This is a genomic window from Haloarcula sp. CGMCC 1.2071 (assembly GCF_037078445.1).
Taxonomy (GTDB): Archaea; Halobacteriota; Halobacteria; order Halobacteriales; family Haloarculaceae; genus Haloarcula; species Haloarcula amylolytica.
The window spans coordinates 537,931-562,247 of the sequence record NZ_JAYMGY010000003.1; the positions used below are offsets into that span (position 1 = coordinate 537,931).

Annotated in this window: 22 protein-coding genes; 8 read left to right on the top strand and 14 right to left on the bottom strand. The window is 63.9% G+C overall.

The window, feature by feature from the left end:
- Positions 1-28: 28 nt before the first annotated feature.
- The gene (locus VI234_RS10155) at positions 29-442 is read right to left on the bottom strand and encodes an Lrp/AsnC family transcriptional regulator (RefSeq protein ID WP_008310783.1); all 414 of its coding nucleotides are present in this window, start codon (positions 440-442) and stop codon (positions 29-31) included.
- 102 nt (positions 443-544) lie between these two features.
- Between VI234_RS10155 and carA the strand changes: the two genes are divergently transcribed.
- On the top strand, positions 545-1,591 hold the full coding sequence (gene carA, locus VI234_RS10160) for a glutamine-hydrolyzing carbamoyl-phosphate synthase small subunit (protein WP_336329911.1): 1,047 nt from the start codon (positions 545-547) through the stop codon (positions 1,589-1,591).
- Between the two features lie 147 nt (positions 1,592-1,738).
- Here carA and VI234_RS10165 read toward each other — a convergent pair whose 3' ends face one another.
- The 10 genes from VI234_RS10165 to VI234_RS10210 all read right to left on the bottom strand — a co-directional run bounded on the left by VI234_RS10165 (position 1,739) and on the right by VI234_RS10210 (position 13,682).
- Positions 1,739-2,365 (bottom strand): hypothetical protein, encoded by a 627-nt coding sequence (locus VI234_RS10165; protein ID WP_336329912.1) that lies wholly within the window; start codon positions 2,363-2,365, stop codon positions 1,739-1,741.
- A 225-nt stretch (positions 2,366-2,590) separates the two neighbouring features.
- A complete protein-coding gene (locus tag VI234_RS10170) occupies positions 2,591-5,611 on the bottom strand; it encodes a PAS domain S-box protein (RefSeq protein ID WP_336329913.1) in 3,021 nt (1,006 codons plus the stop codon).
- Positions 5,612-5,718: 107 nt separating this feature from the next.
- The gene (carB, locus tag VI234_RS10175) at positions 5,719-8,970 is read right to left on the bottom strand and encodes a carbamoyl-phosphate synthase large subunit (protein WP_336329914.1); all 3,252 of its coding nucleotides are present in this window, start codon (positions 8,968-8,970) and stop codon (positions 5,719-5,721) included.
- Positions 8,971-9,126: 156 nt separating this feature from the next.
- Positions 9,127-9,357, bottom strand: a complete 231-nt coding sequence (locus VI234_RS10180) for a hypothetical protein (protein WP_008310792.1) — start codon at positions 9,355-9,357, stop codon at positions 9,127-9,129.
- Between the two features lie 87 nt (positions 9,358-9,444).
- The gene (locus VI234_RS10185) at positions 9,445-10,206 is read right to left on the bottom strand and encodes a hypothetical protein (RefSeq protein WP_336329915.1); all 762 of its coding nucleotides are present in this window, start codon (positions 10,204-10,206) and stop codon (positions 9,445-9,447) included.
- Positions 10,207-10,255: 49 nt separating this feature from the next.
- Positions 10,256-10,789, bottom strand: a complete 534-nt coding sequence (locus VI234_RS10190; protein WP_008310796.1) for a DUF5815 family protein — start codon at positions 10,787-10,789, stop codon at positions 10,256-10,258.
- Positions 10,790-10,843: 54 nt separating this feature from the next.
- A complete protein-coding gene (locus tag VI234_RS10195; RefSeq protein WP_008310798.1) occupies positions 10,844-11,623 on the bottom strand; it encodes a hypothetical protein in 780 nt (259 codons plus the stop codon).
- A gap of 66 nt (positions 11,624-11,689) precedes the next feature.
- Complete coding sequence (locus VI234_RS10200; protein ID WP_008310801.1) at positions 11,690-12,106, bottom strand: DUF7124 domain-containing protein; 417 nt, start codon at positions 12,104-12,106, stop codon at positions 11,690-11,692.
- Between the two features lie 52 nt (positions 12,107-12,158).
- Positions 12,159-12,383 (bottom strand): hypothetical protein, encoded by a 225-nt coding sequence (locus tag VI234_RS10205; protein ID WP_008310803.1) that lies wholly within the window; start codon positions 12,381-12,383, stop codon positions 12,159-12,161.
- Between the two features lie 48 nt (positions 12,384-12,431).
- Positions 12,432-13,682 carry an NAD(P)/FAD-dependent oxidoreductase gene (locus tag VI234_RS10210; RefSeq protein ID WP_008310804.1) on the bottom strand — a complete coding sequence of 417 codons (1,251 nt, stop codon included), beginning with the start codon at positions 13,680-13,682 and terminating at the stop codon, positions 12,432-12,434.
- A 121-nt stretch (positions 13,683-13,803) separates the two neighbouring features.
- Between VI234_RS10210 and VI234_RS10215 the strand changes: the two genes are divergently transcribed.
- Positions 13,804-14,412 carry a DUF6149 family protein gene (locus VI234_RS10215; protein ID WP_008310805.1) on the top strand — a complete coding sequence of 203 codons (609 nt, stop codon included), beginning with the start codon at positions 13,804-13,806 and terminating at the stop codon, positions 14,410-14,412.
- 61 nt (positions 14,413-14,473) lie between these two features.
- On the opposite strand, the gene VI234_RS10220 is transcribed toward VI234_RS10215, so the two are convergent.
- Positions 14,474-15,835, bottom strand: coding sequence for an NAD(P)/FAD-dependent oxidoreductase (locus tag VI234_RS10220; protein WP_008310806.1), 1,362 nt, complete (start codon positions 15,833-15,835; stop codon positions 14,474-14,476).
- 11 nt (positions 15,836-15,846) lie between these two features.
- Complete coding sequence (locus tag VI234_RS10225; protein WP_336329916.1) at positions 15,847-18,078, bottom strand: sensor histidine kinase; 2,232 nt, start codon at positions 18,076-18,078, stop codon at positions 15,847-15,849.
- Positions 18,079-18,201: 123 nt separating this feature from the next.
- Between VI234_RS10225 and VI234_RS10230 the strand changes: the two genes are divergently transcribed.
- Both VI234_RS10230 and VI234_RS10235 read left to right on the top strand, forming a co-directional pair.
- Entirely contained in the window at positions 18,202-19,077 is an 876-nt protein-coding gene (locus VI234_RS10230; RefSeq protein ID WP_008310808.1) for a homoserine kinase, read from the top strand.
- A gap of 204 nt (positions 19,078-19,281) precedes the next feature.
- Positions 19,282-20,331 carry a PAS domain-containing sensor histidine kinase gene (locus tag VI234_RS10235; protein WP_008310809.1) on the top strand — a complete coding sequence of 350 codons (1,050 nt, stop codon included), beginning with the start codon at positions 19,282-19,284 and terminating at the stop codon, positions 20,329-20,331.
- 71 nt (positions 20,332-20,402) lie between these two features.
- On the opposite strand, the gene VI234_RS10240 is transcribed toward VI234_RS10235, so the two are convergent.
- Complete coding sequence (locus VI234_RS10240; protein WP_336329917.1) at positions 20,403-20,855, bottom strand: peroxiredoxin; 453 nt, start codon at positions 20,853-20,855, stop codon at positions 20,403-20,405.
- 104 nt (positions 20,856-20,959) lie between these two features.
- Here VI234_RS10240 and VI234_RS10245 point away from each other — a divergent pair, with 104 nt between their 5' ends.
- From VI234_RS10245 to VI234_RS10260, 4 genes are all read left to right on the top strand, one after another.
- Positions 20,960-21,610 (top strand): adenylate kinase, encoded by a 651-nt coding sequence (locus tag VI234_RS10245; protein ID WP_008310811.1) that lies wholly within the window; start codon positions 20,960-20,962, stop codon positions 21,608-21,610.
- A gap of 87 nt (positions 21,611-21,697) precedes the next feature.
- Positions 21,698-22,588 (top strand): DUF106 domain-containing protein, encoded by an 891-nt coding sequence (locus tag VI234_RS10250; protein ID WP_008310812.1) that lies wholly within the window; start codon positions 21,698-21,700, stop codon positions 22,586-22,588.
- A 45-nt stretch (positions 22,589-22,633) separates the two neighbouring features.
- Positions 22,634-23,212: a (d)CMP kinase gene (cmk, locus tag VI234_RS10255; RefSeq protein ID WP_336329918.1), complete on the top strand. Its 579-nt coding sequence runs from the start codon at positions 22,634-22,636 to the stop codon at positions 23,210-23,212.
- Positions 23,213-23,216: 4 nt separating this feature from the next.
- Positions 23,217-24,107, top strand: coding sequence for an RNA-guided pseudouridylation complex pseudouridine synthase subunit Cbf5 (locus tag VI234_RS10260; protein WP_336329919.1), 891 nt, complete (start codon positions 23,217-23,219; stop codon positions 24,105-24,107).
- Positions 24,108-24,317 lie beyond the last annotated feature (210 nt).

Sequence of the window (24,317 nt, forward strand, 5' to 3'; positions counted from 1 at the left end):
GAGTTGGCTCGCGCGGCGGTGCCGCGCGTTACCCAACTCGTTCGTTCAAAATTAGCCTCGTCTTCGTCCCCACAACTTCCTCCAACTCACGCGCCTGCGTGATGAGCCCGTTGACTGCGTCGGTGTCGGCGGCGTCGACGACGACGACGATATCCTCCTCGCCGGAGACTTGCCACACGAAATCGACCTGCTGCCAGTCAGCGATGCGGTCCGAAACCTCGGCCGTGTCGACGTTGACATCGACGCTGACCTCGATCATCGCTTTCACGTTGCCGGTCCGCGTCGCGACAGTGAAGCGTTCGATAACACCGTCCTCGACCAGTCGTTCGACGCGGTTTCGCACGGTCCCTTCCGACGTGCCGACCCGGTCCGCGATCTCAGTATACGGGGTTCGGGCGTCCCGGCGGAGTATCGAGAGTATCTCTCTGTCGAGGTCGTCCATCGAGATGTGACAGTATCACCGGCCGTGACTTGAGGATTACGAAATTCGAAACTCGTCTTCGAAAGCAACCCTTATGGCCGACTATAGTGTACGCATCTCGTAATGGCTGACGCATACGTGGCAATCGAGGGCGACCGCGTCATCGAGGCGCGCGCTCGCGCTCCGGGCACCGCCCGTGGCGAACTGGTCTTTACAACAGCGTACACCGGGTACGAGGAGAGCCTCACCGACCCGTCCTACGAGGAGCAGGTGCTGACGTTCTCCTACCCGCTCATCGGGAACTACGGCGTCCGAGAGGAGCGCTTCGAGTCGGACCGCGTCCACCCGCGCGCCGCCGTCGCTCGCGAGATGACCGACGACGTCGCCGAGTGGCTGGAGTCCGAGGGCGTCCCCGCTGTGGACCACCTCGACACGCGCGACATCGTCACCGAGATCCGCGACGAAGGGGCGATGAAATGCGGCATCGCCGCCGGGCCGGACGTGACCGAGCAGGACGCGCTCGACGAACTCCACGAATGCAAGCACATGTCCGACCACACCGACATCGGCGCGCAGGTCTCCGTCGACGACGTGGAGGTCCACAACGAGGGCGGCGACGGTGCGACGGTTGCGCTGGTTGACTGCGGTGCAAAGGGCTCCATCGCCGAGTCGCTCGTCGAACGCGACGCCGAGGTTCACGTCTTCCCATACGACGCCAGCGAGGACGACGTGGCCGCCGTCGCCCCAGACCTGCTGTTCATCTCGAACGGCCCCGGCGACCCCGAGAACTTCGAGCAGGCTGGGGAACTCGTCGAGACCTACGTCGGCGACGTGCCGCTTGCGGGCATCTGTCTCGGCCAGCAGGTCGTCGCCAACGCGCTCGGCGGCGAAACCGAGAAGATGGAGTTCGGCCACCGCGGCGTCAACCAGCCTGTTCGTGACCTGCGCTCCAATCAGGTCGTGATGACGACCCAGAACCACGGCTACACCGTCGCCGACCCCGGTGACAAACTCGACGTGACCCAGGTCAACGTCAACGACGACACGCCGGAGGGGCTGGAAAACGACGACCTGAACATCATCACGCGCCAGTACCACCCCGAGGCCAACCCCGGCCCGCACGATTCGCTCGGCTTCTTCGATGATGTGCTAGGGATGGCGGGGGAGTAGGGAGAGCCCGAGCGTAGCGAGGGGTCCCCGGGCTTCCGAGCGAGGGCTCGAACGGAGTGAGAGGCCTCGTTTTATGCGAACGGTGAGCGATAGCGAACCGTGAGCGGCGCGGTTCGGAGCGAGCGTAGCGAGTGAGAACCGGGTAATTCAGTCGCTGTCGTCGTCGATTGGCTGCCCGCGATAGTACGTGGTCTGGTCGCTGCCTTCGTCTTCGTTTGTGGTGTCTTGCGGTGCGACGGGGCGGCCGCGGTACATGACCCGGTTGGCGGTGTCGTCGCCGTCGATGGCGTCCGGGCTGTCCTGCTGATGGTTCTCGATGAACTCGGCGGCCGCGTTCAGGGTTGTCTTGTCGGTCTTGCGGTGCACCCAGCAGTGATACATCTTCCGTGGGGTGCGGAGCGCGAGGCGGTGCGCACGGAATCCGGACTTGGTGGTAACGTCGGCAACCGCCTCGTGTGGGACCTCGATGACTTCGTCGTCCTCGTCTTTCCCGATGAGGCAGAGCGTCCGGCGGCCGGTAATCAGAATGACCGTCCGACGGTCGCCGACCGGCGAATCAGTCTTGCGTTTCGTCCCGCGCCCGATGCCGCGCTTCCCGTTGGTCAGGAGATACGCCGGGGCTTCCGCGCCGTCGAGGTACGTCAGCGGAGGGTTGTTCAGTGGTGGTGACTCGGAGAACCGGCTCTCGTGTCCGGCGAGGACTGCCGTCGTTACCGAGCTACCGGGAGCCATCTCCGCAACTGTCTCCGCCCGCTCGGTGACGTCTTCTATCATCGGCTTCCCGGAGCGGCGACAGCGATTGCAACGCGATCCATACAGCTAGTGCCACAGCCCCGGAAATGAGTGTTACGAACGTGCCATTATTGACGCAGAACAGGACAGATAGGCACCAATATATGAATATTGATTACCTATAGCCAGTATATCGGTGCGATAGTACAGAGTTGTAATGGTGGAGGGGAGGGCGTTCACGGCGAGCAGTCATCACACCCCCACGGCTCAGAACTCCTGTCTGACGCCGCTGAACTCGAACCGTGCGCCGCCAGCCTCGCTCTCGGTCACGGATACCGACCAGTCGTGTGCCGCCGCGATCTCCTTGACGATAGCGAGCCCGAACCCGGTGCCACCGTCAGTGGTGGTGTAACCGCTCTCAAACACCGTTTCGTGTTGTTCAGCCGGGATACCGCCGCCGTCATCGGCGACGTAAAAGCCCGAATCGGTGAGATCACCGACCTCGACAGTGACGGCCGGGCCGCCGTGTGTCACGGCGTTGTTGATGAGGTTCTCGAGGAGTTGGCGAACGCGGCTCTCGTCGGCGTAGATCGTGCTCTCGGCAGTGACTTCGAGAGTGGCATCAGACGTCTCGACGGCATGCCAGCAGGACAGCGCAGTCGATTCGAGGTCGAGCGGCTCCGTTTCGGAGACCGTGTCCCCCTCACGGGCCAGAGTCAGCAGGTCCTCGATGAGTTCCTTCATGCGGTCGATGGCACGGAAACAGCGGTCGAACTGCTCGTCGTTGCCGGTGTCTCTGGCGAGGGCGAGCGAACCTTCGAGGACGCTGAGCGGGTTCCGGAGGTCGTGGCTGACGATGCTCGCGAACTCTTCGAGCCGGTCGTTCTGCCGCTCCAGTTGCTCGCGGTACTCGATGCGGTCGGAGATATCCCGGGAGATAGCAACGAGTCGGTCGATCTCCCCGTCAGCGAAGATCGGTGTCACCTGTGTCTCCCAGACGCCGGTCGGGTGGAGGTCCCGCTCCTCGAACGTGATGGTTTCGCCGGCCGAGACACACCGCTCGTAGTGGTCGGCGATTCGACGGCCGGTGTCCGGGCTGGCAGCCTCGATTGGGGTCTGACCGGTCAGTGACTCGGTTTCGAATCCGCTCTGTCGTTCGTAGGCCTCGTTCGTCCGGACGTAGCGGAACGTCGGATCGTCCGCCGGGTCCTCGATGTCGACGAGCGCGATGGCGTCGTTCGTGTTCTCGAACACCGCCTCGTACTCGTCGGTGAGGCGGGCCAACTCCCGCTCGCGCCGTTTCTGGTCGGTGATGTCGGTCGCAACGACACAGAGGGCGTACGGCTCACCGTCCTCGTCGAGTATCGGCGTCTTCCGCGTCAGATGTGTCCGCTCCGTCCCGTCGACAGGAATCACTGTCTCGACTTCGACGGTCTCTCTCTGTTCGAGGGCCCGCTGATCGTCGGCGTGGGTCTGCTCCGCGATGTGATCCGGAAGAATATCGTAATCGCTCATGCCGACGACGGACTCGTCAGCGTCGACCCCGTAGAGCTCACGGGCCGCGCTGTTGATGAAGAGAAAGCGACTGTCGGTGTCTTTCATCAGGATGTACGTCGGCGCTGTATCGAGAATGACCTGCAGTTTGCGGCTCGTGTCTTCGAGGGCCTGTTTCCGTTCTTTGTGGTCGGTCACGTCCTGATGGATCCCCACCGCACGTACCGGGTCGCCGTTCTCGTCGCGTTCGAACACCTTGCCGATGTCGCGGATCCATCGGTAGTCGCCGGTATCCGTCTTGAGCCGGTGGTCGCACTCGTAGATCTCCGTCTCACCGTCGAAGTGGGCGTTCAGTGCTTCGTAGGTCCGCTCGCGGTCTTCGGGGTGGATCAGTTCGTCCCAGGTGTCTGCCGACGGCTCGAGTTCGTCGAGCGAGTAGCCGAGCATATCGGCCCAGCGCTCGTCGAAGGTGACCTCGTCCGTCTTGACGTTCCAGTCCCAGACGCCGAGTTCGGCACCTTCAAGCGCGAGTTCGTGGCGTTCCGTGAGCGTTCTGAGCTCTTGCTGCCGGTCGAGTCTGGAAAGCGCCTCTTCGGTGTTGGCAGCGAGAGTCCGCATCAGTGAGATCGATGCGTCCTCGAATGCATCGGCATCGGTCGATGCGGCGATCAGCACGCCGTGGTCGCCCAGTGGGATCAGAATCTCGCTGCTGATGTCGGTGTCGGGGTTGTAGCGGCCAGGGTTAGTGGAGACATCGTCGAAGACGCGCAGTTCGCCGGATTCGAACACCTCCCAGACGAGGCTGTCGCCCTCGCGAAACGTCGGGTGCTCGTCGATGATCGCCTGTGCCTGGTCGGTCACTGCAGTCGGTCTGAGAGCGTCGGCCGACTCGTCGGCGAGAAAGACAGCGCTGAGCGGCAGCCCGAGCAGGTCGCGTGCGGTTTCGACGACCAGTTCGGCGACAGCCTCGCGTGACTCAGCGTGCATCAGCTTCCGGGTCGTGTCGTGCAGCGCCTCGATACGCTGCTGTCGCTGCCGGCGCTCCGTTATCTCCCGAAACTGTGAGAAGATCGCGACGGTCTCCCCGTCTTCTCGGATGGTGCGGTTGTGCCACTCACAGACGATCTGCTCGCCGTCGCCGGTCTCGATATCGAGCACGGTATAGTAGCCACCGCTGGCTTCCTGTAGGGCCGTGATCGTCTCTTCGACCGCATCCAGCGCCGAGTCCGGAACGAGCGTCTCGAACGCCTTGCCGACGAGGTCCGCTTCCCCACGCCGGAGAATCTCCTCGCCTTTCTCGTTGACCTGAACCACCTCGAAGCTCTCGTCCCATTCGATGACGCCGAGCGGTGACTTATCGATAAACAGCGAGAGCCGCTTCCGGCTCGCATCCAGTGCCCGCTGTGACCGGTACTGCTCGACCGCGTTGGCGATGCGGTTGGCCAGAATCGTGTACTGGTCAGTGCCTTGCTGCTTCTGGAGGTAGTCCGTCACACCGGCCGAAATCGCCTCGCTGGCCACTTCCTCGGAGCCTTTCCCGGTAAAGAGAATGAACGGGAGGTCTTCGTCGACGGCCCGGACGGATTCCAGAAACTCGATGCCGTCTTGGCCGGGCATATCGAAATCCGAGACGACGCAGTCGATGGGCTCCTCGCTGAGCCGGGTGAGCCCCTCGCTCGCCGATGTTGCCGAAATCACGTCGAAGCGGTCGTCGGTACGGCTGAGAAACGCCGCCGTCATCGACGCGAACTCGGGGTCGTCCTCGACGTGTAGGACACGTACTGCATCGGCCATGGAGAGTATATGAGCGTGTCCAACGAATAAGTATTTGTGCCGATCTGTTCGAGTGACAGGAATCGGTGCCGCCGCGGTGAGCGGTCTGCTTCCGCGGCTAGCCGGCGTTACTCAGCGCCCCACTCGCGCTGGGTCTTTGGCCGTTCGTCGATGGCCTGGACGGCGAGTGGCTGGTCGGCGGAGTTGATGGCTTCCAGCGCCGCTTCGGCGCTCTCGTGGGTCGAGAAGTACGTCACGGTCTCCTCGACGCAGGCTTCCAGCACGTCGCGGTCGCGGGAGAGGACGAGGTCGACCTTGCCGCTCTGGATGGCGTCGATGATAGCGTCGGTGTCCGCGTAGTCGTCGAAGTCCTGCACGTCGAAGTGCTCCTCGAAGCCGAGGATGGGCAGGTCGACGATGGCCGTTCCCTCAAGCGGGATTGCCTTGCCGACGGCCATCTGGGCCTTCTGGTAGGCCTTGCCGAAGGAGCCGGCGGTCCCCATGACCTCGCCGGTGGATTTCATCTCCGGGCCGAGACGCGGGTCCGAACCCGGCAGGCGGTCGAAGGGCAGCACGACTTCCTTGACGGAGACCTGCTCGGGAATCTGCTCCTGCACGTCGAGTTCCGACAGCGTCGCGCCGGACATCACCTTAGCGGCGATTTTGGCGATTGGAACGCCAGCCGTCTTGGAAATGAACGGAACGGTACGGGACGAGCGCGGGTTCGCTTCGAGGACGAACACCTCGCCGTCGCGGACGGCGAGCTGGACGTTCAGCAGACCGACGGTGTCGAGCGCGTCGGCGATGTCCTCGACGACCTCGCGGATACGTGGCATCACGTCCTTGATTTCCTGTGACCGCGGCGGAATCATACAGGCGGAGTCGCCCGAATGGATACCCGCCGTCTCGACGTGTTCCATCACGCCGCCGATGAGGACGTCGTCCTCGTCGGCCACGGCGTCGACGTCCAGTTCGACGGCGTCGGCGAGGAACTCGTCGACGAGGATCGGCTTGTCCGGGCTGACGCGGACGGCTTCCTCGATGTACGTTTCGAGGTCGTCGTCGTTGTACACCACGTCCATCGCACGGCCGCCGAGCACGTAGCTCGGGCGCACGAGGACGGGGTAGCCGATGTCGTGGGCCAGGTCCAGGGCTTCCTCCTTGGAGGTCGCGGAGCCGCCCTCGGCCTGGGAGATGCCCAGTTCGTCCATCAGCTTGTTGAACCGGTCGCGGTCCTCGGCGAGGTCCATCGCGTCGACGGAGGTCCCCATGATTTCACAGTCGAGGTCGCGGCGCTGGAGTTCCTGTTCGAGCGGGTGACCGATGTCGACGGAGGTCTGGCCGCCGAACTGGACCATCACGCCGTCAGCTTCGGTCGCCTCGATCACGTCGGCGACTTCCTCGGCGGTGACCGGCTCGAAGAACAGCCCGTCGGAGGTGTCGTAGTCCGTCGACACCGTCTCGGGGTTGTTGTTGACGACGTGGGCGTCGATGCCCAGGTCCTCCAGTGCGCGGACCGCGTGGACCGAGCAGTAGTCGAACTCAACGCCCTGCCCGATACGGATGGGGCCGCCACCGACGACCACGACGCTCTCTAAGTCGGGGTCGATCTGGAGTTCGTCGCGGTCGATACCCGACAGCGGGTCCCGCGTCGAGTAGTAGTACGGCGTCGTCGCCTCGAACTCACCGGCACAGGTGTCGACGAGCTTGAAGTCGCGGTCGGTCGTCTCCGTCTCGACAGTGTCCACTGTGACACCGGAACCGTCCGTGGCTGCCTCGACTTCCGGTTCGTCGCCGCCGTCCTCGTCAAGGTCGGCCGGGAGCCAGGAGACGTGCGTGTCGTTGAACTCACCGCCGGCCAGCGCGGTGATCTCCTGGTCGGTGAAGCCGGCCTGTGCGGCGGTCTCGTAGTCGCCCTCGCGGGCGGCGTCGGCGGCATCGGCGACCTCTTTGAACCGCTCGACGTACCACTCCTTGATGTCGGTGATTTCGACGACTTCGTCGACGGTGTAACCGCGGCAGAACGCCTCGAACATCGCGTACGGGCGGTCTGGCGTCGGCTTTTCGAGGTACTCCGTTTCGAGTTCCGCGTCGTCAATCTCGTTGAAGTCAGCAGCCGGGTTGTACTCCGAGGAGCGAAGCGCCTTCAGCAGGCTCTCGGGGAAGGTCCGGCCGATAGACATCGCCTCGCCGGTGGACTTCATCGCGGTCGAGAGCTCGAACTCCGTGTCGCGGAACTTGTCGATGGGCCAGCGCGGGACCTTCGTCACGACGTAGTCGATAGCCGGCTCGAAGGCGGCGGTCGTCTCGCCAGTAATCTCGTTTTCGATCTCGTGGAGACGCTTGCCGAGCGCGACCTTCGCCGTGACACGGGCAATCGGATAGCCGGTCGCCTTCGAGGCCAGCGCCGAGGAGCGGGAGACGCGCGGGTTCACCTCGACGACGCGGTACTCGCCGCCGGGCGTGCCGTCGTCGTGCCAGGCGAACTGGATGTTACAGCCGCCCTGGATGCCGAGGTCTCGAATGACCTTCAGCGCGGAGTCGCGCATCTCCTGGTGGCCCTCGTCAGGGATGACCTGCGAGGGGGTGACGACGGTCGACTCCCCGGTGTGGATGCCCATCGGGTCGATGTTCTCCATGTTGCAGATGATGATACAGGAGTCGTCGGCGTCGCGCATCACCTCGTATTCGAGTTCGACCCAGCCGGAGATGGACTCGGTGATGAGGACCTCGTTGTTGCGCGAGAGGCGCAGGCCCTTGCGAACGCGTTCGATGAGTTCGTCCATCTCGTCGACGACACCGGAGCCGGAACCGCCCAGCGTGTACGTCGTGCGTGCGATGACGGGAAGCCCGCCGACCGCGTCGACAGCTGTTTCGACGCGGTCTACGAGCGATTCCTCGTCCAGATCGGTGACCGACTCGCCCTCGTCGAGCGTGATGGTCGTCGAGCGCGGCACCGGTTCACCGATGTCCTCCATCCGCTGTTTGAACAGGTCGCGGTCCTCCGTCGCGTAGATGGTGTCCAGTGGGGTCCCCATCACGTCCACGTCGTACTCGTCGAGGACGCCCTCCTCGGCGAGTTCGGCCGTGACGTTCAGGCCGGTCTGGCCGCCAAGGCCGGCGATGACGCCGTCGGGGTCTTCTTTCCGGATAATCTCAGAGATGGCTTCGGTGTTGATGGGTTCGAGGTACACCTTGTCGGCCATCTCCGGGTCAGTCATAATCGTCGCCGGGTTCGAGTTCACGAGCACGACGCGGGCACCCTCTTCCTGGAGGGCGCGACACGCCTGTGCGCCGGAGTAGTCGAACTCGGCCGCCTGTCCGATCTTGATCGGGCCACTGCCGATGAGCAGGATTGTACGGTCCTCGTCCGCTGTCATTGTACGAGCGGAGTCTATACATCGTAATAAGCCCGGCGAAACAATGCGAAGCTCGAAGCCTAATTTCGAATATCGTAACGTATGTGTGTCACACGATTGGCTGTCTCACAGCGGAGCCACAAGTTAGAATTCCGACGGCAGCGGTGCTGAGAGCCGTCAGTTGTCGCGGTCGGGAACGCGATACCGGTAGGGCTGGCCCTGAATGACCTCGACCTCGCCGGACTGCGCACGGCGACCCAGGACTGTCGCGACACGGTGGGCGCTCCCGAACGCCTCGTCGTGTTCTTCGAGGAGGTCACATATCTCGCGGGCCGTCAGCGTGCCGTCGGCGTCGGCTTCTTCGAGCACTGTCAGGATGCGCTCGAACTCTCCCTCACGTATAGCCATACACAGTTACAACACCGCAACCATCATATAACACCGTCAGACAACAGTCAGACGGCTGATTTCGGGAAATCGACCGACAGCGGCGTGTCACTGGCTGTCGGACAGTTCGAGGTCGCTGTCTGTCGCGTTCCCCCAGCGCTTTCGGACCCACGTCGGTCGGGAGACGGTTGTCTCGCCGACTGCAGAGTACCGGATTTCGTAGCTCACCAGGGCGTTTCTGGAGCGGTCCCAGTACGATACCGTCAGCGACTGGACGAGCCCGTCCGGCCGCACAATCGCCTGCACGCTGTAATTGTCGGCCGGTTCGAACGCCGCCGGTGGGTCCGTGGCCGTGAGTATCACGGGGCAGGTGTCGCAGTTGTCCCTCGGGCGCTCGGCGCTGACGTTCGTTGCGAGGTAGGCTTCGATGAGTCGCGCAGGGTCGGGGTCGAGTACCCCGCTGACCGGGGTTGGCCGCCTCGCTGCGGTCCAGGCTCCCTGTGCTCGCTTGTCGTAGACGTAGCGTCGGTTCCCGTTGGTGTACACCCGCCTGGTGTAGTTCTGGTCGACGATTTCGGTCCGGAACTGGTAGTGATACCTGTCGTCGACGACGAGCGAGACGATCTGCGTGCCCCATTCCAGCGACAGCCGCATCCCCAGCACGTACGAGCGGGTCCGCGTCGCGCGCTGGTGGGCCGCCGCGAGTCGCCTTGCGTCGACGGCGTCCTCGGTCAGGGCGGGTTCGACCCGGCCGTCCTGAGACTGCTCGGGGACCGGAACTGGCGTCACCGTCTGTCGCTCCGCCCCGCCGAAGGCTCCACAGCCCGCAAAAAGCAAGAGCACGAGCAGGATCACCACACGACCCGCCATGCATGGGTGTGCGAGCCAGACCCACTAAGTACTCAGGTCGCAGTCGGCCTCAGATTGCGGTGTCCGACCGGCCGTCGAAGTTCCGCTCGTCCCGGTACTGCTCGACGAACGCGTCGACGTCGAACTGGAGCATCTGCTCCTCGAACTCCGCCATCACGTCGTCGTCCTCGGCGTGGCTGATTGCGTGTTCCATCAGTTCCACGAGCAGTTCGACGACGATTTCGTGAAGGCGGCGGGAGTCGAAATCGCTCACCCACGCCAGCGAGAAGCCGACCGACCCGTCCTCGCTGGTGTCGGCGGCGACGACCTTCTCCGGGAACTCCTCCATCACGACGCCCATCAGGTGGACAGTCGTGAACTCGTCGTAGTCGTCGTTGGTCTCGATGGTCGCGTGCAGCACCTCGGTGAGAAACTCCGGAACGAAGCGTGCCAGCGGGTGCGGGTCGAGCACGACGGCGTGTGTCTTCCCGCAGTCGCACGCGAACTCCCGCATGCCCAGATGGAGGTCATGCGTGTCGACGCGTTCGCCACAGGCCAGTTCGAGTTCGGACTCGCGCCCGCCGGGCACGCGCGGTTCAGCCATTATCCGTGATTGGTCGCTCCCGTGGTTAAAGGCCGCGATACGAACCGCAGCGGCCTAGAGCCCGCCGACGGACTCCGTCTCGTGGGCGACATCGTGGTCAGACTCAGTCGCTTGGAGATATGCGACAGTCGTCACAGCAATCGAGAACACGCCGACGACACTGGAGAGAACCGTCGATACCGTCGTCAGGACCATCGGTGGTAGCGATATCGGGAGGAGGCTGAAAGCCCCCCCAAGAACGAATCCGAGCACCGCGAGCACAACGGCAAGGACAAACGCGGCGAGGAGGTTGTCGGTGACGATACTGACACTGTTGCTGATTGATTCGATAATTCCGCTGTCGTTCAGCGCAATCTCCTGTCGGACAAAGAAAAACAGGAGTGCAAACACCAGTCCGGGGATAATAAGCAGAACAAGGCCGACGCCCACTGCGATAGTAGTGAGAATGCCGGCTGCGATCGCGATCCCAACAGTTTTGCCCAGTCGCCGGCCCACGTTGTCGGGAATCGGTTCACGGTCATCGCTGGCAAAGGCACGAATCGCGACGATGTTCAGCGCTTCGTTGACCACAAACAGCACGAGCGCGCCGACGGCAGCAACTGCAAGCGGGAGGTCGAGTGCCAGTGGCGTCCCGCCAGCCATTGCCGCCTGATTGACCTGTGCATCGCTCGGCAATTGCCCCAGGAACAGTTCTGTGAACGCCTGTGAAAGCGACGCCCAGACGACAGAGCTGAGCAATCCATAGACGATGAATACGCCGGCAAACACCGCCCCGCGCTCACTGAGTAGTTCGTCGATACCGTCTTGGAAGGCACGGCCGATTTGGAGGGCCATACACACCACCCATAACCGGGAAAATATAAAGCTACTCGACTTGTTGTCAGCCGGAGATGTCCGCGCCTACGGCCAGTCGTCGCGCTCCTCGTCCGCGTCGGTTGTCGCGTCCGGCGTCTCCGGTTCGCCGAGGTCCCAGTCGGCCGCCTCCGCGGCCTGCGTGACGGGGAGGTACTCCCAGCCCGCCGTCTCGGCGAGGTCGGCGTCCTCATCGGTTCCGCCGACGAAGACGTGCCGGTCAGTGTCGAACTGCTCTTTGACGTTTTCGAGGCTCTCCTCGCGGCCGCGCGGCCCCGAGAAGAAGTCCTGTCTGATCCGGTGTTTCCGGGTGAAGTTAGTCACGACGTAGGTGGGCTGTTCGGAGATGACGCCGACGTACTCGGACCACTGGCGCGCGTCGTTGAACACGCTGTCGGGGTAGGCCAGTTGCTTGAGGGCGTCGAGGTCGAACGCGAGTGTCATATCGCCGCTGCCGCCATCCATACGCGACTCTCCGCCTTAGGGCGAAAAAAGAGCGTCGTTCTCCTGCTGGCAGTTACTCGCGGTGCTGGTCCGCCTGTGCGAGGCGGTTGGCCTCTTCCTGCACTGCGGCCATCTCGCTAGTGGCCTGGCGGTCGCTCTGGCCGTGACTGTAATTGACCGACGCATCGAGCAGCGAGCCGGCGAAGCTGGCGTTGTCATCGGCTGCCGTGTCTGCCCCACCCGACTGGCCGTCACGACGGGTGAGCCGGGCAACGATGCTGGAGAGGGCGTCACGCATACGCGTCACTACGTCCGCAGCGCTGAAAAAGATCGGTGTCGGCGGGCCTTATTCGGCCGGGGCGGGCGTCTGTGCCTTCACTTCTTCGAGGTCCACTTCCTTCTCCAGCAGCAGTTCCTTCTTCTCCGCGACCTGACGCTCTTCGCGGATGAGCTGTTTGAACGCCGACTGCTGTGAGAGGTCGCCGATCAGCACGCCGCCGATGAGCTGTCCGTCCTCGAAGGCGAGACGCCGCCACTCGCTGTCGGAGTACTTCCGTTCGGCCTCGTCGTCGCCGCGGGTCGGGTGCCCGAAGGAGAGGAACGGGAAGTCGAAGTGCGTGATGGAGTACGAGGAGACCCAGCGGAACTCCTTCTCCTCGGCGTCTGCGACCATGTTGGTCCCGGCGACCGACCCCTGCTCCTTGGCCGAGCCCCACGCGCCGTTTTGCGCCTGGGAGTCGAGGATGGTGTCGTAGAACTGGGTGAGGTCGCCCGCGGCGTAGATGTCCTCGATGTTGGTCTGCATGTACTCGTCGACGACGACGCCGTCGTCGAGTTCGAGCCCGGTTCCGTTGAGGAACTCGGTGTTGAAGTTCAGGCCGATAGCGACGCCGGCCCACTCGCCGTCGTAGTGGTTGCCGTCGGGGTCGACGGCACCGGTGACGTGGCCGTCGTCGTCGACTTCGAAGTGGTCGACGCCGGACTCGAAGACGGGTTCGACGCCGTTCTCTTCGAGGGCCTCGTGGATGATCTCCGCGCCGTCCTCCGAGAGCGCGTAGCGCCACCAGCGGTTGCCACGCATCAGGTACTTCGCGTCGATTTCCTGTGCGGCACAGACCGCCGCGAGGTCGATCCCGAGCAGTCCCGCCCCGACGATGATGCCCTGGTCGGACTCGTCAGCGTGCTCGCGGATGCCACGCGCGTCCTGGAACGTCCAGAAGTGGTGGATGCCGTCGGCGTCGCTGTTCTCGACCGGGAGCTGTGCCGGCGTCCCACCCGTGGCCACCAGCAGCTTGTCGTACTCGTAGGTATCCCCCTTGTGGGTGTGGATCTCGTGAGCGTCGGGATCGATGTCCGTTACGTGGGTGTTCAGCTGCAGGTCGATATCACGCTCGTCGTACCACTCCGGCTCGTGGATGGAGATCGGCGCTTCCGGCAGCTTCCCCTTGGCGAACTCCTTGATGAGGATCCGGTTGTACAGTGCCTCCCCCTCGTCGGTCAGGACTGTGACCGACGCGTCCGGGTCCGCTTCCCGGATTGTCTCGGCTGCGGACGCACCCGCGATGCCGTCACCGATGATTACGTGCGACGTGCTCATGTACGGGCGGTACGAAATCAGGCTTAATGTGGATTGCTATCTGCGTATCGTTTGCGATAGCGCACTGAAGACACCGATAGTCGGGGATTTGAAGGCGCTGTAGCCCGTATTCGTGACTGAAATGAAAATATACCAGAACCCGCGCCACTGGGCGAGCAAGAAGGCGCTGACCACACCCGGCGTCCGGTCGGTGGCCAACTACGGGCTGGTGAAACTCCACACAAAGATCTTCCTCGGGAAGGCCGACGAGGCCCACCGGGAGGAGCGGCGTGACCACCTCGACGACTTCTTCGACGCCACGATGGACACCTACGTGGCCGCGCTCCAGGCGGAGTACTCGGAGGCCGAGGCCCGGGAGATCACCCACATCCAGGCGAATTTCGACTTCTACAACCACGGCTGGACGGAGATGATGGAGTTCCCGGCCGACGAACTCGAAGCCCACTACGAGCGGTACGCGGATTTCTTCGACGCCCACGGCATCACCATCGACGACCCGCTCGGGACGTTCCGCCCAGCCGGTGGCGTTGCCGACGCACCGTCGACGCCGGAGCGGCTAGACGAGCCGGAACACCCCCACGCCGTCGGTGGCTTCGCCGACGACGTCTACGTCGAAACCGAGGACGGCGAGATGATCGTCGGCGGCGGCCGCGAGGAACCGGACGACGTGAGCGCGGCCGACGCGCCGGTCGTCGACGAGGACGACGTGGAAAGCGCGGCCGGCGACTGATTCGGGCGACACACCGAATTGGGCTTTCCGATAGAGAACAGATTTGAGGGCAGCAGAGCGCTCAGCGGCGGGCTTCCGAAAGCGGCGAATCGTCGGTTTTCGTCGCCGCTGACGGGTTGCGTGCGATCCGATCGGCGCACTCGAAGCCCGCGACGATACCGCCGTTGAGCGAGCGCTCCGGATACTGGGCACGCGAGGCCATCCCGGCGTAGTAGAGACCGTCCGCGACGGCGTCGCCGAGGTCGTAGGGGATGACCATGTCCAGATAGCCGCGCTCGTACACCGGTGCCGTCCGGGGGTTGCGGCCCGTCCGAATCCAGTTGACGGCGTCGCGGTCGAACTCGGGGAAGAGGGATTCGATGCCCTGCAGCCACGTCTCGGCGACTTCGTCGTCGGTCTGTTGCCAGATGGCTTCGGATTCGTCCTGGATGTAACGAGCGACGTACAGCAGATGTTCGCCGCCGTACCGCTCGGCGGAGACGAAGTTCGTGTGTTCGATGAGCGCGCCGAAGGGGGCGTCGTCGGCGATGTTCAGCCAGTACGTATCCAGCAGGGGTTCGTCCATACTGATGACCGAACACACCGTCCCCTGGAAATCGATATCGCAGGTGTAGCCGGTCAACGCCTCCAGTACGTTCGGCATCGCCGCGACGACGACGTCGTCGGCTTCGTGAACCGTCGTCTCGGTTCCGTCCGTGGCCGTCAACGACGAGACGGTCCCGCCGCTCGTATCGACCTCGGTCACGCGCGTGCCCGTGGAGATATTTTCGCGGCCGACGGCGTCGACCAGCGCGTCGAGCAGTCGGCCGAATCCGCCGTCGAAGTAGCCCAGAATCTCGCCGTTCAGGATGTCCCGCTCGCCGCGAAACTTGACCCGCCCGAGCAGCCACGCGGCGCTCACGTCGTCTTTCCGGTCGCCGAACTTCGCGTCGAGCAGCGGCTCGAAGAAGTTCTCGTAGACGCCCCGGCTGGTGTGCTCGACGACGAACTCCTCGATGGGAACGTCCTCGAAGTCCTCTAAGCGTTCGTAGGTGTCGAACTTCGGGACGCCGCCGCGAACGTCGATGTCGAGGACGAGCATCCCCAGCCGGAACGTGTCGTACAGCGAGAGATGCGGGTACGAGAGGATCTCCCAGGGCTTGTCCATGGAGTGGACGACGCCGTCGACGTAGTAGGCGTTCTTCCCGATGTGCCACTCGACCGCGTCACCGAGGCCCAGGTCCTCGGCGAGTTCGACGATGGTTTCCTCGGATTTCGAGAGGTGGTGATAGAACTTCTCGATGGGGTCCCCGGCCGTCTCGTAGGTCGCTGCCAGGCCGCCCAGATCCTCGCTCGCTTCGAACACACGGACCTCGTGGCCGCGTTGCTGGAGCCGGTACGCTGCCGAGAGGCCGGCGATACCGCCACCGACGACGCCAATCATACCCCGACCTATCAGCGGTCGTGGGATTTAGTTTGCGCTTCGGTCGCCGCCGTCTCCGTGTCGTCGGGTCCGAAGTCATCTTCCGCCTCATCACCCGTCACCGCCTGCTGGAATTCGAGGATCGCGACGGTCCCCGTCGGGTGGTTGTCCTCGAACCAGAGCGTCCCGCCGTACAGGTCCATCATGACTGAGACGAAGTAGAGGCCGAAGCCGCCGGCGGTCTGGTCGGGGGAGAGCCCGCGTTCGAACACCGTCGTCTTCAGTTCGTCGCTCATTCCGGGGCCGTCGTCGGCGATACGGACCTGCAGCCAGTCGCTGGCCTGCTGGACCGAGACGGCCACTTGCGGGGTGTCGGCGTTGTTGTGGTCGACCGCGTTCCGGAGGATGCTCAGGAGGACCTCTTCGAGCAGTGCGTTCGCCTGCACGCTGTAGTCTCCGACCAGTTCACAGGAGACCGATACCGACTCGTACTCGACCCGGAGCGACTCAATCGAGCGACGGAGCGTGGCGTTGAGGTCGACGGCGTCCAACCGCTCAGCTTCGCTCGCCGTCACGGTGTTGTTGATATCCCGGATCGTTTCGCTCATCTCCGTGAGCTTCCCACACCAGTTGCTGATGCTGTCGAGATGCCGTCGTTTCGACCGCGGCACGTCGGTTCTGATGTGCTCCGCGCGGCCGCGGATGACGACCATCGCGTTGTGCAGCGAGTGTCTGAGGACGCCGTTGAAGAACTCGATCTGCTCGCGGCGTCGCTGGACAGAACTTCGGCTCTGGCGGAGTTCGCGCTCGCGTTCGACCTGGTCGAGGGCTACCTGCGTCGTCTGTGCGAGAATCGCGGCGTACCGCCTGTCCTCCGTGGCGAGGGTGCTGTCGTGGGACGTAATCGCCATCACGCCGTGGGAGCCAAGCGGCAGCATCAGCGCGTTGTCCAGTGGGTCGAGTCCGTCCTTATCGAGCGAGACGGCCTGTATCTCACCGGTTTCGTACGTCTTCCAGAGTTTGCTTTCGGGCTCGTCCGTCGGCGAGGCGTACAGCAGTTCGTCCTCGACGTGTTCCGCAATCGATTCGCTAATGACGGCCGGTTCGAGGATGCCGTCGTCTTCGAGGAACACGCCCGCCGCGTTCTGGTCGAGGACGGCCGTCGCGAACTCGACAGCCATCTCCGCGACCGCCTCGGCGGTCTCGGCCTCGATGAACTGCTGGGTCGCGGCCTGCAGCGCTTCGAGTCGGTCCTGACGGCGCTGCTGGCCGGTCACGTCCCTGAGAACGACGAGCCGACCGCGTTCCGTCCCGGACTGGTCGGTGAGGCTCGTCGTCTGTGGGTTGTAGTACGTGAACGAATCTCCGAACGAGAACACCTCGCCACGCTCGATGTGGTCAACGAGCCCCGGGACGAGGTCGTCAAGTAGCTCTCCGTCGGGGTCCGGGTGATCCAGCGCGCTGGCCGCCGCGGCGTTGTAATCAATGATGACACAGTCGTCGTTGAGAGCGATGACTGGGTCGGGGAGGTTGTCGACGAGGGTGTCACCCGACAGCGTCGTCACAGACAGCGATTCGTCCTTGAACAGTACCCAGCCGACGAGCACCGCGTTGAGCGAGAACGCTACCGGCGTGAAGTCGATGGCCGGGTGCGGCGTGTAGCCGAAATCATACAGCACAGCGACGAATATCGGAAGGCCGGTTCCGATAATGATCGCCGCTGTCTGTCGCCGATAGACGTTCTGCGACCGGAACAAGAACTCGATCAGGAGTGCGTATCCGAGCAGTAACAGCCCGTAACTGACGGCGAGAAGTACCGCGAACGTGGGACCGCGCTGGATGGCGACCAGCGTCGTACCGAGCTGAGTGACAGGCACGGCCGCCACTTCGACGAGGTCGTGTGCCTGGTCCGTCAGCAGTAATAGCACGTCCGCGTTCACCACGAGAAACAGCGGGACGAGAGACGATGGCCGAAGCCACGACTGTCGGCCGGTGTAGACGAGCGCGAAGACGACCCAGAGCCCGATGACCTGCATAGCGGCGGTTCGCGACAGCAGGTACACTGTCCTGACAGCGGCGGGGTCCGAAACGACTATCTGCCATATCGAGATAGCACACCAGCAGCCCCCAGCGACCGCGAGCCAGCCGTACTGGCGAGCGCCGGGGACATCCTGGTTTCGGGCGGCGACGACAGCGATTGCGAAACCGATGAGCGCCCCACCCGCGTTCCCGAGGATGGCGACCGTGGCGATGTCGACATCCATATCGATACCTATTCCAACGTCAGGTTTCCCTGTATTATGCCTTTGGGCCGCGTTCTCAGTACTGCGAAACGGCCACAGTGTCGGTTCGCTACCTTTTTGCCTACACTGCTGAAATTCGCAGGCATGCTGACAGTCCGGGCGCCGGCTACCAGTGCGAACCTCGGGAGCGGCTTCGACGTGTTCGGCGTCGCACTGGAGCGTCCGGCCGACGTCGTCCGTCTGGAGAAGGCCGACCGGGTCACCATCGAAATGACTGGCGCTGGCAGCCAGTATATCCCGGAGGACCCCGACAAAAACACCGTCGGCGCGGTCGCCGAGGCGCTTGATGCGCCGGCCCACATTCAGATAGACAAGGGTGTCCGTCCCGCATCGGGGCTTGGCTCCTCCGCGGCCAGCGCCGCCGCGGCGGCCGTCGGGCTGAACGAACTGTACGACCGCGGCTACTCCCGCGAGGAACTAGTTCCCATCGCCGCCAAGGGCGAGGCCGTCGTCTCCGGGGACGCCCACGACGACAACGTCGCCCCCTCGATAATGGGCGGGTTCACCATCGCGACTGACAAGGGCGTCACGCAGGTCGACGCCGACATCCCCCTCGTCGCGTGTCTCCCCGACATCGTCGTTTCCACGCGGGACGCGCGCAACGTCGTCCCCGAGACCGCCCGCGTCGATCAGATGGTAGAGACGGTTGGCAACGCCGCGTCGCTGACGACGGGGATGCACCGCGACGACCCCGAACTCGTCGGCCAGGGGATGCACGACACCGTCGTGACGCCGGCCCGCGCGCAACTCATCGACGGCTACGAGCAGGTCCGCGAGGCCGCGCTGGCGGCCGGAGCCACCGGCGTCACTATCTCCGGAGCCGGACCGACGGTTATCGCCGCCTGCGCCGAGGAAGACCGCCGGAAAATCGCGAGCACGATGCTCGACGCTTTCGGTGAGCGCGGCGTCGACGCCCGCGTGTACCAGACCCGAATCGGCGGCGGCGCTGAAGTGTTCTGAGACCGTCCGCAGGTCCGAGCCGGCACCTCTGCGAGTAGCGGCTGGTTCCGTTTCGAAGGCAGTCGTCAAGGAGTCTGAACGAGCATTCCCGTCAGCGCGACGGAGAACTACCCCGCTGGTCGACGAGATGTCTGTACTGCGTTATAGCACTATGTACTGCTATTAGTAACAACAAGGCGTCTCGCCGAGCTACCTGAACTATCAATGGCATCTCAGACGGGGCACGCGCTTCCAGCAGCATACGACGCGCTCAACATCGGCATCGCACTGTACGACCCCGACAGTGGTGCTATTCTGGACGGCAATGAACGGCTGGCAGAGATATTCGGATACTCGGTTTCGGAGTTGCGCGAGCGGTCGATCAGCGAGTACACCGCAAACACATTCGTCCACTCTGTCGCCGATTTCAGGTCCCGGTTGCAGGACAGCGCCGCGGGCGAGTCGCGCCAGTTCACATGGCGGATCAAACGGGCGGACGGCGAGCTCATCTGGGCCCGGATTCACCTCTCGGAACGGGTCGTGTCCGGGGGGACGTACGTCTGTGCGGAGATCCGTGACATCACGGAGTACTTCGAGACACACCACCGCGAGGAGCTCCTCTGGCGGATACTGCGACACAACCTGCGGAACGAAGCGACAGTCATCGCCGGAAACACGGCTCGTATCACAGCTTCAGCCGGGACTGAGGCCGTGCGGGACGCCAGCAAGACGATTCGGTCCCGCGTCGAAAACCTCACAAACATCGTCGAATCCGTCAAGCAGATCGAACGGGCAGTCGCGCGCCCCGGCACAGACTACACTCGCTGTCACGTCACGCGCAGGGTACGAGGTATCGTGAACACCATCCTGACCGACTACCCTACTTCAGAGATTACCGTTACCGAACGGGCGGAGCTGTGGGTAGACAGCAATGACGCATTCACATACGCACTCACCCACGCCATCGAGAACGCAATCATTCACAGTGAGGCTGTCACCCCGTCAGTCGAGGTACGCATCGGTCCGTCACCGAACACCGGCCGAGTGGAGATTTGCATTCGTGATTCGAACCCCCCGATTCCAGATACGGAGATCAGCGCGCTCTTCGACCCGACGCAGGCCACAGAAACGGCGCACGGTACCGGCGTCGGCCTGTTCGTCATGAAGTGGTGTATCGAGTCTCTCGGCGGTGAGCTCCGATTCGAGCGGAGCGGTGACGGGAACGCCGTCTTCTTCTATTTACCGGCGCGGGACCCGCCGGACGACCAGCAGTAGCGCGCCGGTCCTCGACTACGGGACGTGGTCGGGCAGATACTCAAACCGAGAAGCCAAAGACGAAAGGCAGGTCAGCCGCCCTGAATGTACTCGTTGCGAACGTCGTGGAGCACTTCCTCGGCGTGGCCCTCGGGGTTCGAGGGGGCTGGGTCGTAGACGGACTTGACTTCGCCGTCGGCCAGAACGAACGTCCGGCGGTCCGTCCGGCCGCCGCTGGTGTCCAGGCCGAACGCTTCGGCCACGGTCCCGTCGGGGTCGGCCAGCAGGTCGTACAGCAGGCCTTCCGCCTCGGCGAACTCGTCGTGGGTCGCCACGTCGTCCATCGAGACGCCGTAGACGGTGATACCGCCCTCGCGGAACTGCGGGAGGTGTTCCTGAAAATCGCGGGCTTCAATGGTACAGCCGCCGGTGAAGTCCTCCGGGAAGAAGTACACCACTGTTGGCTCCTCGAAGTCAGGCGAGACTGTTTCGCCGAACTGGTTCTGTGCGCTGACCTCGGGCGCTGGCGCTCCGGGTTCGAGCATATCATCGGTTGGTCGGCGGGGCCTACACACCTTTGGGTGGCGGCAGCACGACCCGACGGCAGGATTTGGACAACCATTTAACCGACCCCTTGGAAACCCTGCCTATGTCGAATCCGCGAATCCTGATTCTCGGGCCGCCGGGAGCCGGCAAAGGGACCCAGAGCGCCAACCTCGCCGAGGAGTACGGCGTCGAACACATCACGACCGGAGACGCGCTCCGGGGGAACAAGGACATGGACATCAGCGACATGGACACCGAGTACGACACGCCCCGCGAGTACATGGAAGCGGGCGACCTCGTGCCGGACGCGGTCGTCAACGCCATCGTCGACGAGGCGCTCTCCCAGGCCGACGGGTTCGTACTCGACGGCTACCCGCGCAATCTCGACCAGGCCGAGGAACTGGAAGGGATGACCGAACTCGACGTGATCCTCTCGCTCGACGTGTCCCGCGAGGAACTGGTCGACCGACTTACGGGCCGGCGGGTCTGTGACGACTGCGGAACGAACTACCACGTCGAGTTCAATCAGCCCGAAGAGGACGGAGTCTGTGACGACTGTGGCGGCGACCTCATCCAGCGCGACGACGACAACGAGGAGTCCGTCCGCAACCGACTGGACGTGTTCGACGACAACACCGCACCGGTCATCGACCACTACGGGGACCACGACGGCTTCGTCGCCGTCGATGGCGAACAGACCCCCGACGAGGTCTGGAGCGAGATTCAGGACGCCGTCGACGCACAGACGGCCTGAGACGCGACGGAACCGCCGTTCGAGGCCGACATCGTCGAGACAGTCAGAGTAAAACGTTGATATGCCGTCGCACCTCAAGCACACACAATGGCACGTACCGCGCCGAAGGTAGAACGACTCGCCGAAGACGGCGAGGCAATGACTGATGCGCTCTCGACGGTACTCGCTGCGGCCGAAGAGAACGGGACCGTCACCTGGAGCGACGTGAGCGACGACCTCACGAGCGGCGAGTGGGGCCGGCTCATCGAATCCGGCCTGCTCATCGACGCCGACGGCGAGGGGTTCGTTATCGACGATCCCGAGGGCGTCCGCGAGGCACTCGAAGAGTCCGACGCCGAGCCCAGCGACGATGACGACGACAGCGGCTGGTCGAAGTGGGACAAGCTCGCCGGCCTCGGGACGCTCGGCCTGTTCGCAGGCTACTCGATGACCTCGGTCCGCGACGTTATCGCAGGCGGGGTCATCGACATTGTCCTCGGGCCGCTCAACGATATGCTTCCCTTTTATGTCGTCATCCTGGTGCTTGCGATCATCACCGGCACCACCTCGACGATTCTCCAGGACAACCTCATGGATATGTCGGGGATGGGCGACCACCAGGAGAAGATGGAGGACCTGAAAGAGCGCCGCAAAGCCGCGAAGGAACGCGACGACCAGGAGGCACTTGACCGCCTCGAAGAGGAGCAGATGGAGCTGATGACCGACCAGATGGGGATGTTCAAACAGCAGTTCCGCCCGATGGTGTGGATCATGCTGGTCAACATCCCGCTGTTCCTCTGGCTCTACTGGATCGTCTTCGGAGCCGGCGTCGAGGCGAGCCCAGTGATCACGCTGCCCATCTTCGGTGAGGTCGAAGCGTGGCGCAACGGCGTCGCCGGCCCAGTTCAGGCGTGGATCGTCTGGTACTTCCTGTGCTCGCTGTCGTTCACCCAGATCATCCGGAAGGCGCTCAACGTCGAGACGACGCCGACCGGGTAGGCGCGAAGAGACAGCCCTTTCTATCGGGGCCTCCCGAACACCTCTATGTTGATTACCGTCTCCGGCCCGGCCGGCAGCGGCAAGAGCACACTTGCCAAGAGCCTGGCCGACGCCCTGAGCTACGAGCACGTCAGCGGCGGGGACATCTTCCGCTCGCTGGCCGAGGAACGCGGGATGACGCCGCTCGAACTGAACAAAGCAGCCGAGGAGGACGACCAGATCGACCGCGATCTGGACCGCCGGCTCCGGGATATCGCCGCCGAGCGCGACGACCTCGTACTGGAGTCCCGTCTCGCCGGCTGGATGGCGGGCGAGTACGCCGACATGAAACTGTGGCTGACCGCGCCGCTCGATGTACGCGCCGACCGCATCGCGACGCGGGAGAACAAGCCCTTCGAGCAGGCAAAGACTGAAACCCGGGAGCGCGGCGAGAGCGAGGCCCAGCGCTACAGCGACTACTACGACGTCGATTTCGACGACCTCTCTATCTACGATCTGGCGGTCAACACCGCCCGCTGGGACCCGCAGGGCGTTCTGAGCGTGACCCTGCACGCCGTCGAATCGTACAGCCCCGACGGCGACGAAGGGAAGGCACCGGTCGAGAACATCCGGTACGAGTTCTGAGTCGATGACGCTCCGTGCCCCGCCCGACGACCGGGACCTGGACTCGCTTCGCTCCTTCGGCGTCGTCAACCTCGACAAGCCCCCGGGACCCTCGGCCCACCAGGTCGCGGCCTGGATTCGCGACGCCACCGGCCAGAACCGGGTCGCCCACGGCGGGACGCTCGACCCGAAGGTGACGGGCTGTCTGCCCGTGTTGCTCGGCGACGCCGCCCGGATGGCCCAGGTGTTCGACGACGCTGTCAAGGAGTACGTCACCGTGCTCGAACTCCACGACCAGGCCCCGGCCGACATCACGGACATCGTCGCCGAGTTCGAGACCGAGATTTACCAGAAGCCGCCCCGGAAGAGCGCGGTCAAGCGCCAGTTGCGCTCGCGGCGGATTCACGCGCTGGATATCCTCGAACAGGCCGAGCGCAGACTGCTCCTGCGGGTCCGCTGTGCCTCGGGGACCTACATCCGGAAACTGTGTCACGACATCGGGCTGGCGGCGGGTACGGGCGCACACATGGGCGACCTCCGCCGGACGGCGACCGGCACCTTCGACGACACGTCGCTGTCGACGATGCACGACCTCGTCGACGCGCTAGCCTTTGCCGACGAGGGTGACGAGGGGAAACTCCGCGAGATTATCCAGCCGGCGGAGCGCGCGCTGGTCCACCTGCCGCGGGTCACGATTGCACCGAGTGCTGCTCGGGAAGTCGAAGACGGTGCGCCGGTGTATGCGCCGGGTGTCATCGAAACTGGGCCGGCCGAAGCCGGCGACGCGACGCCCGAGACGGGTTCGCAGGTTGTCTGTGTCACGCCCGACGGCGCTGCGGTCTGTCTTGGAACGCTCGTCGGCGACCCGGACGCCGACAGCGGCCTCGTTGTCGAACTCGACCGCGTGCTGGTGTAGGTCGTCGTTCCGGGGCCAACGTCGATAATTCCGGGTCAGGTACTCATGAGCCGCGGGAAAAGCTAAGAACGCTTCACGCATAGTACTAGTATCAGTACCTCACAAAGCGTCACCCACTAATCCGATCTGAGTCACTTCTTCTGTCTCGATGAGCCGTCTGTAGCGGTCGATCTTCGCTGAGGGTGGATGGAGCTGTCGCTGTCGGCGGCG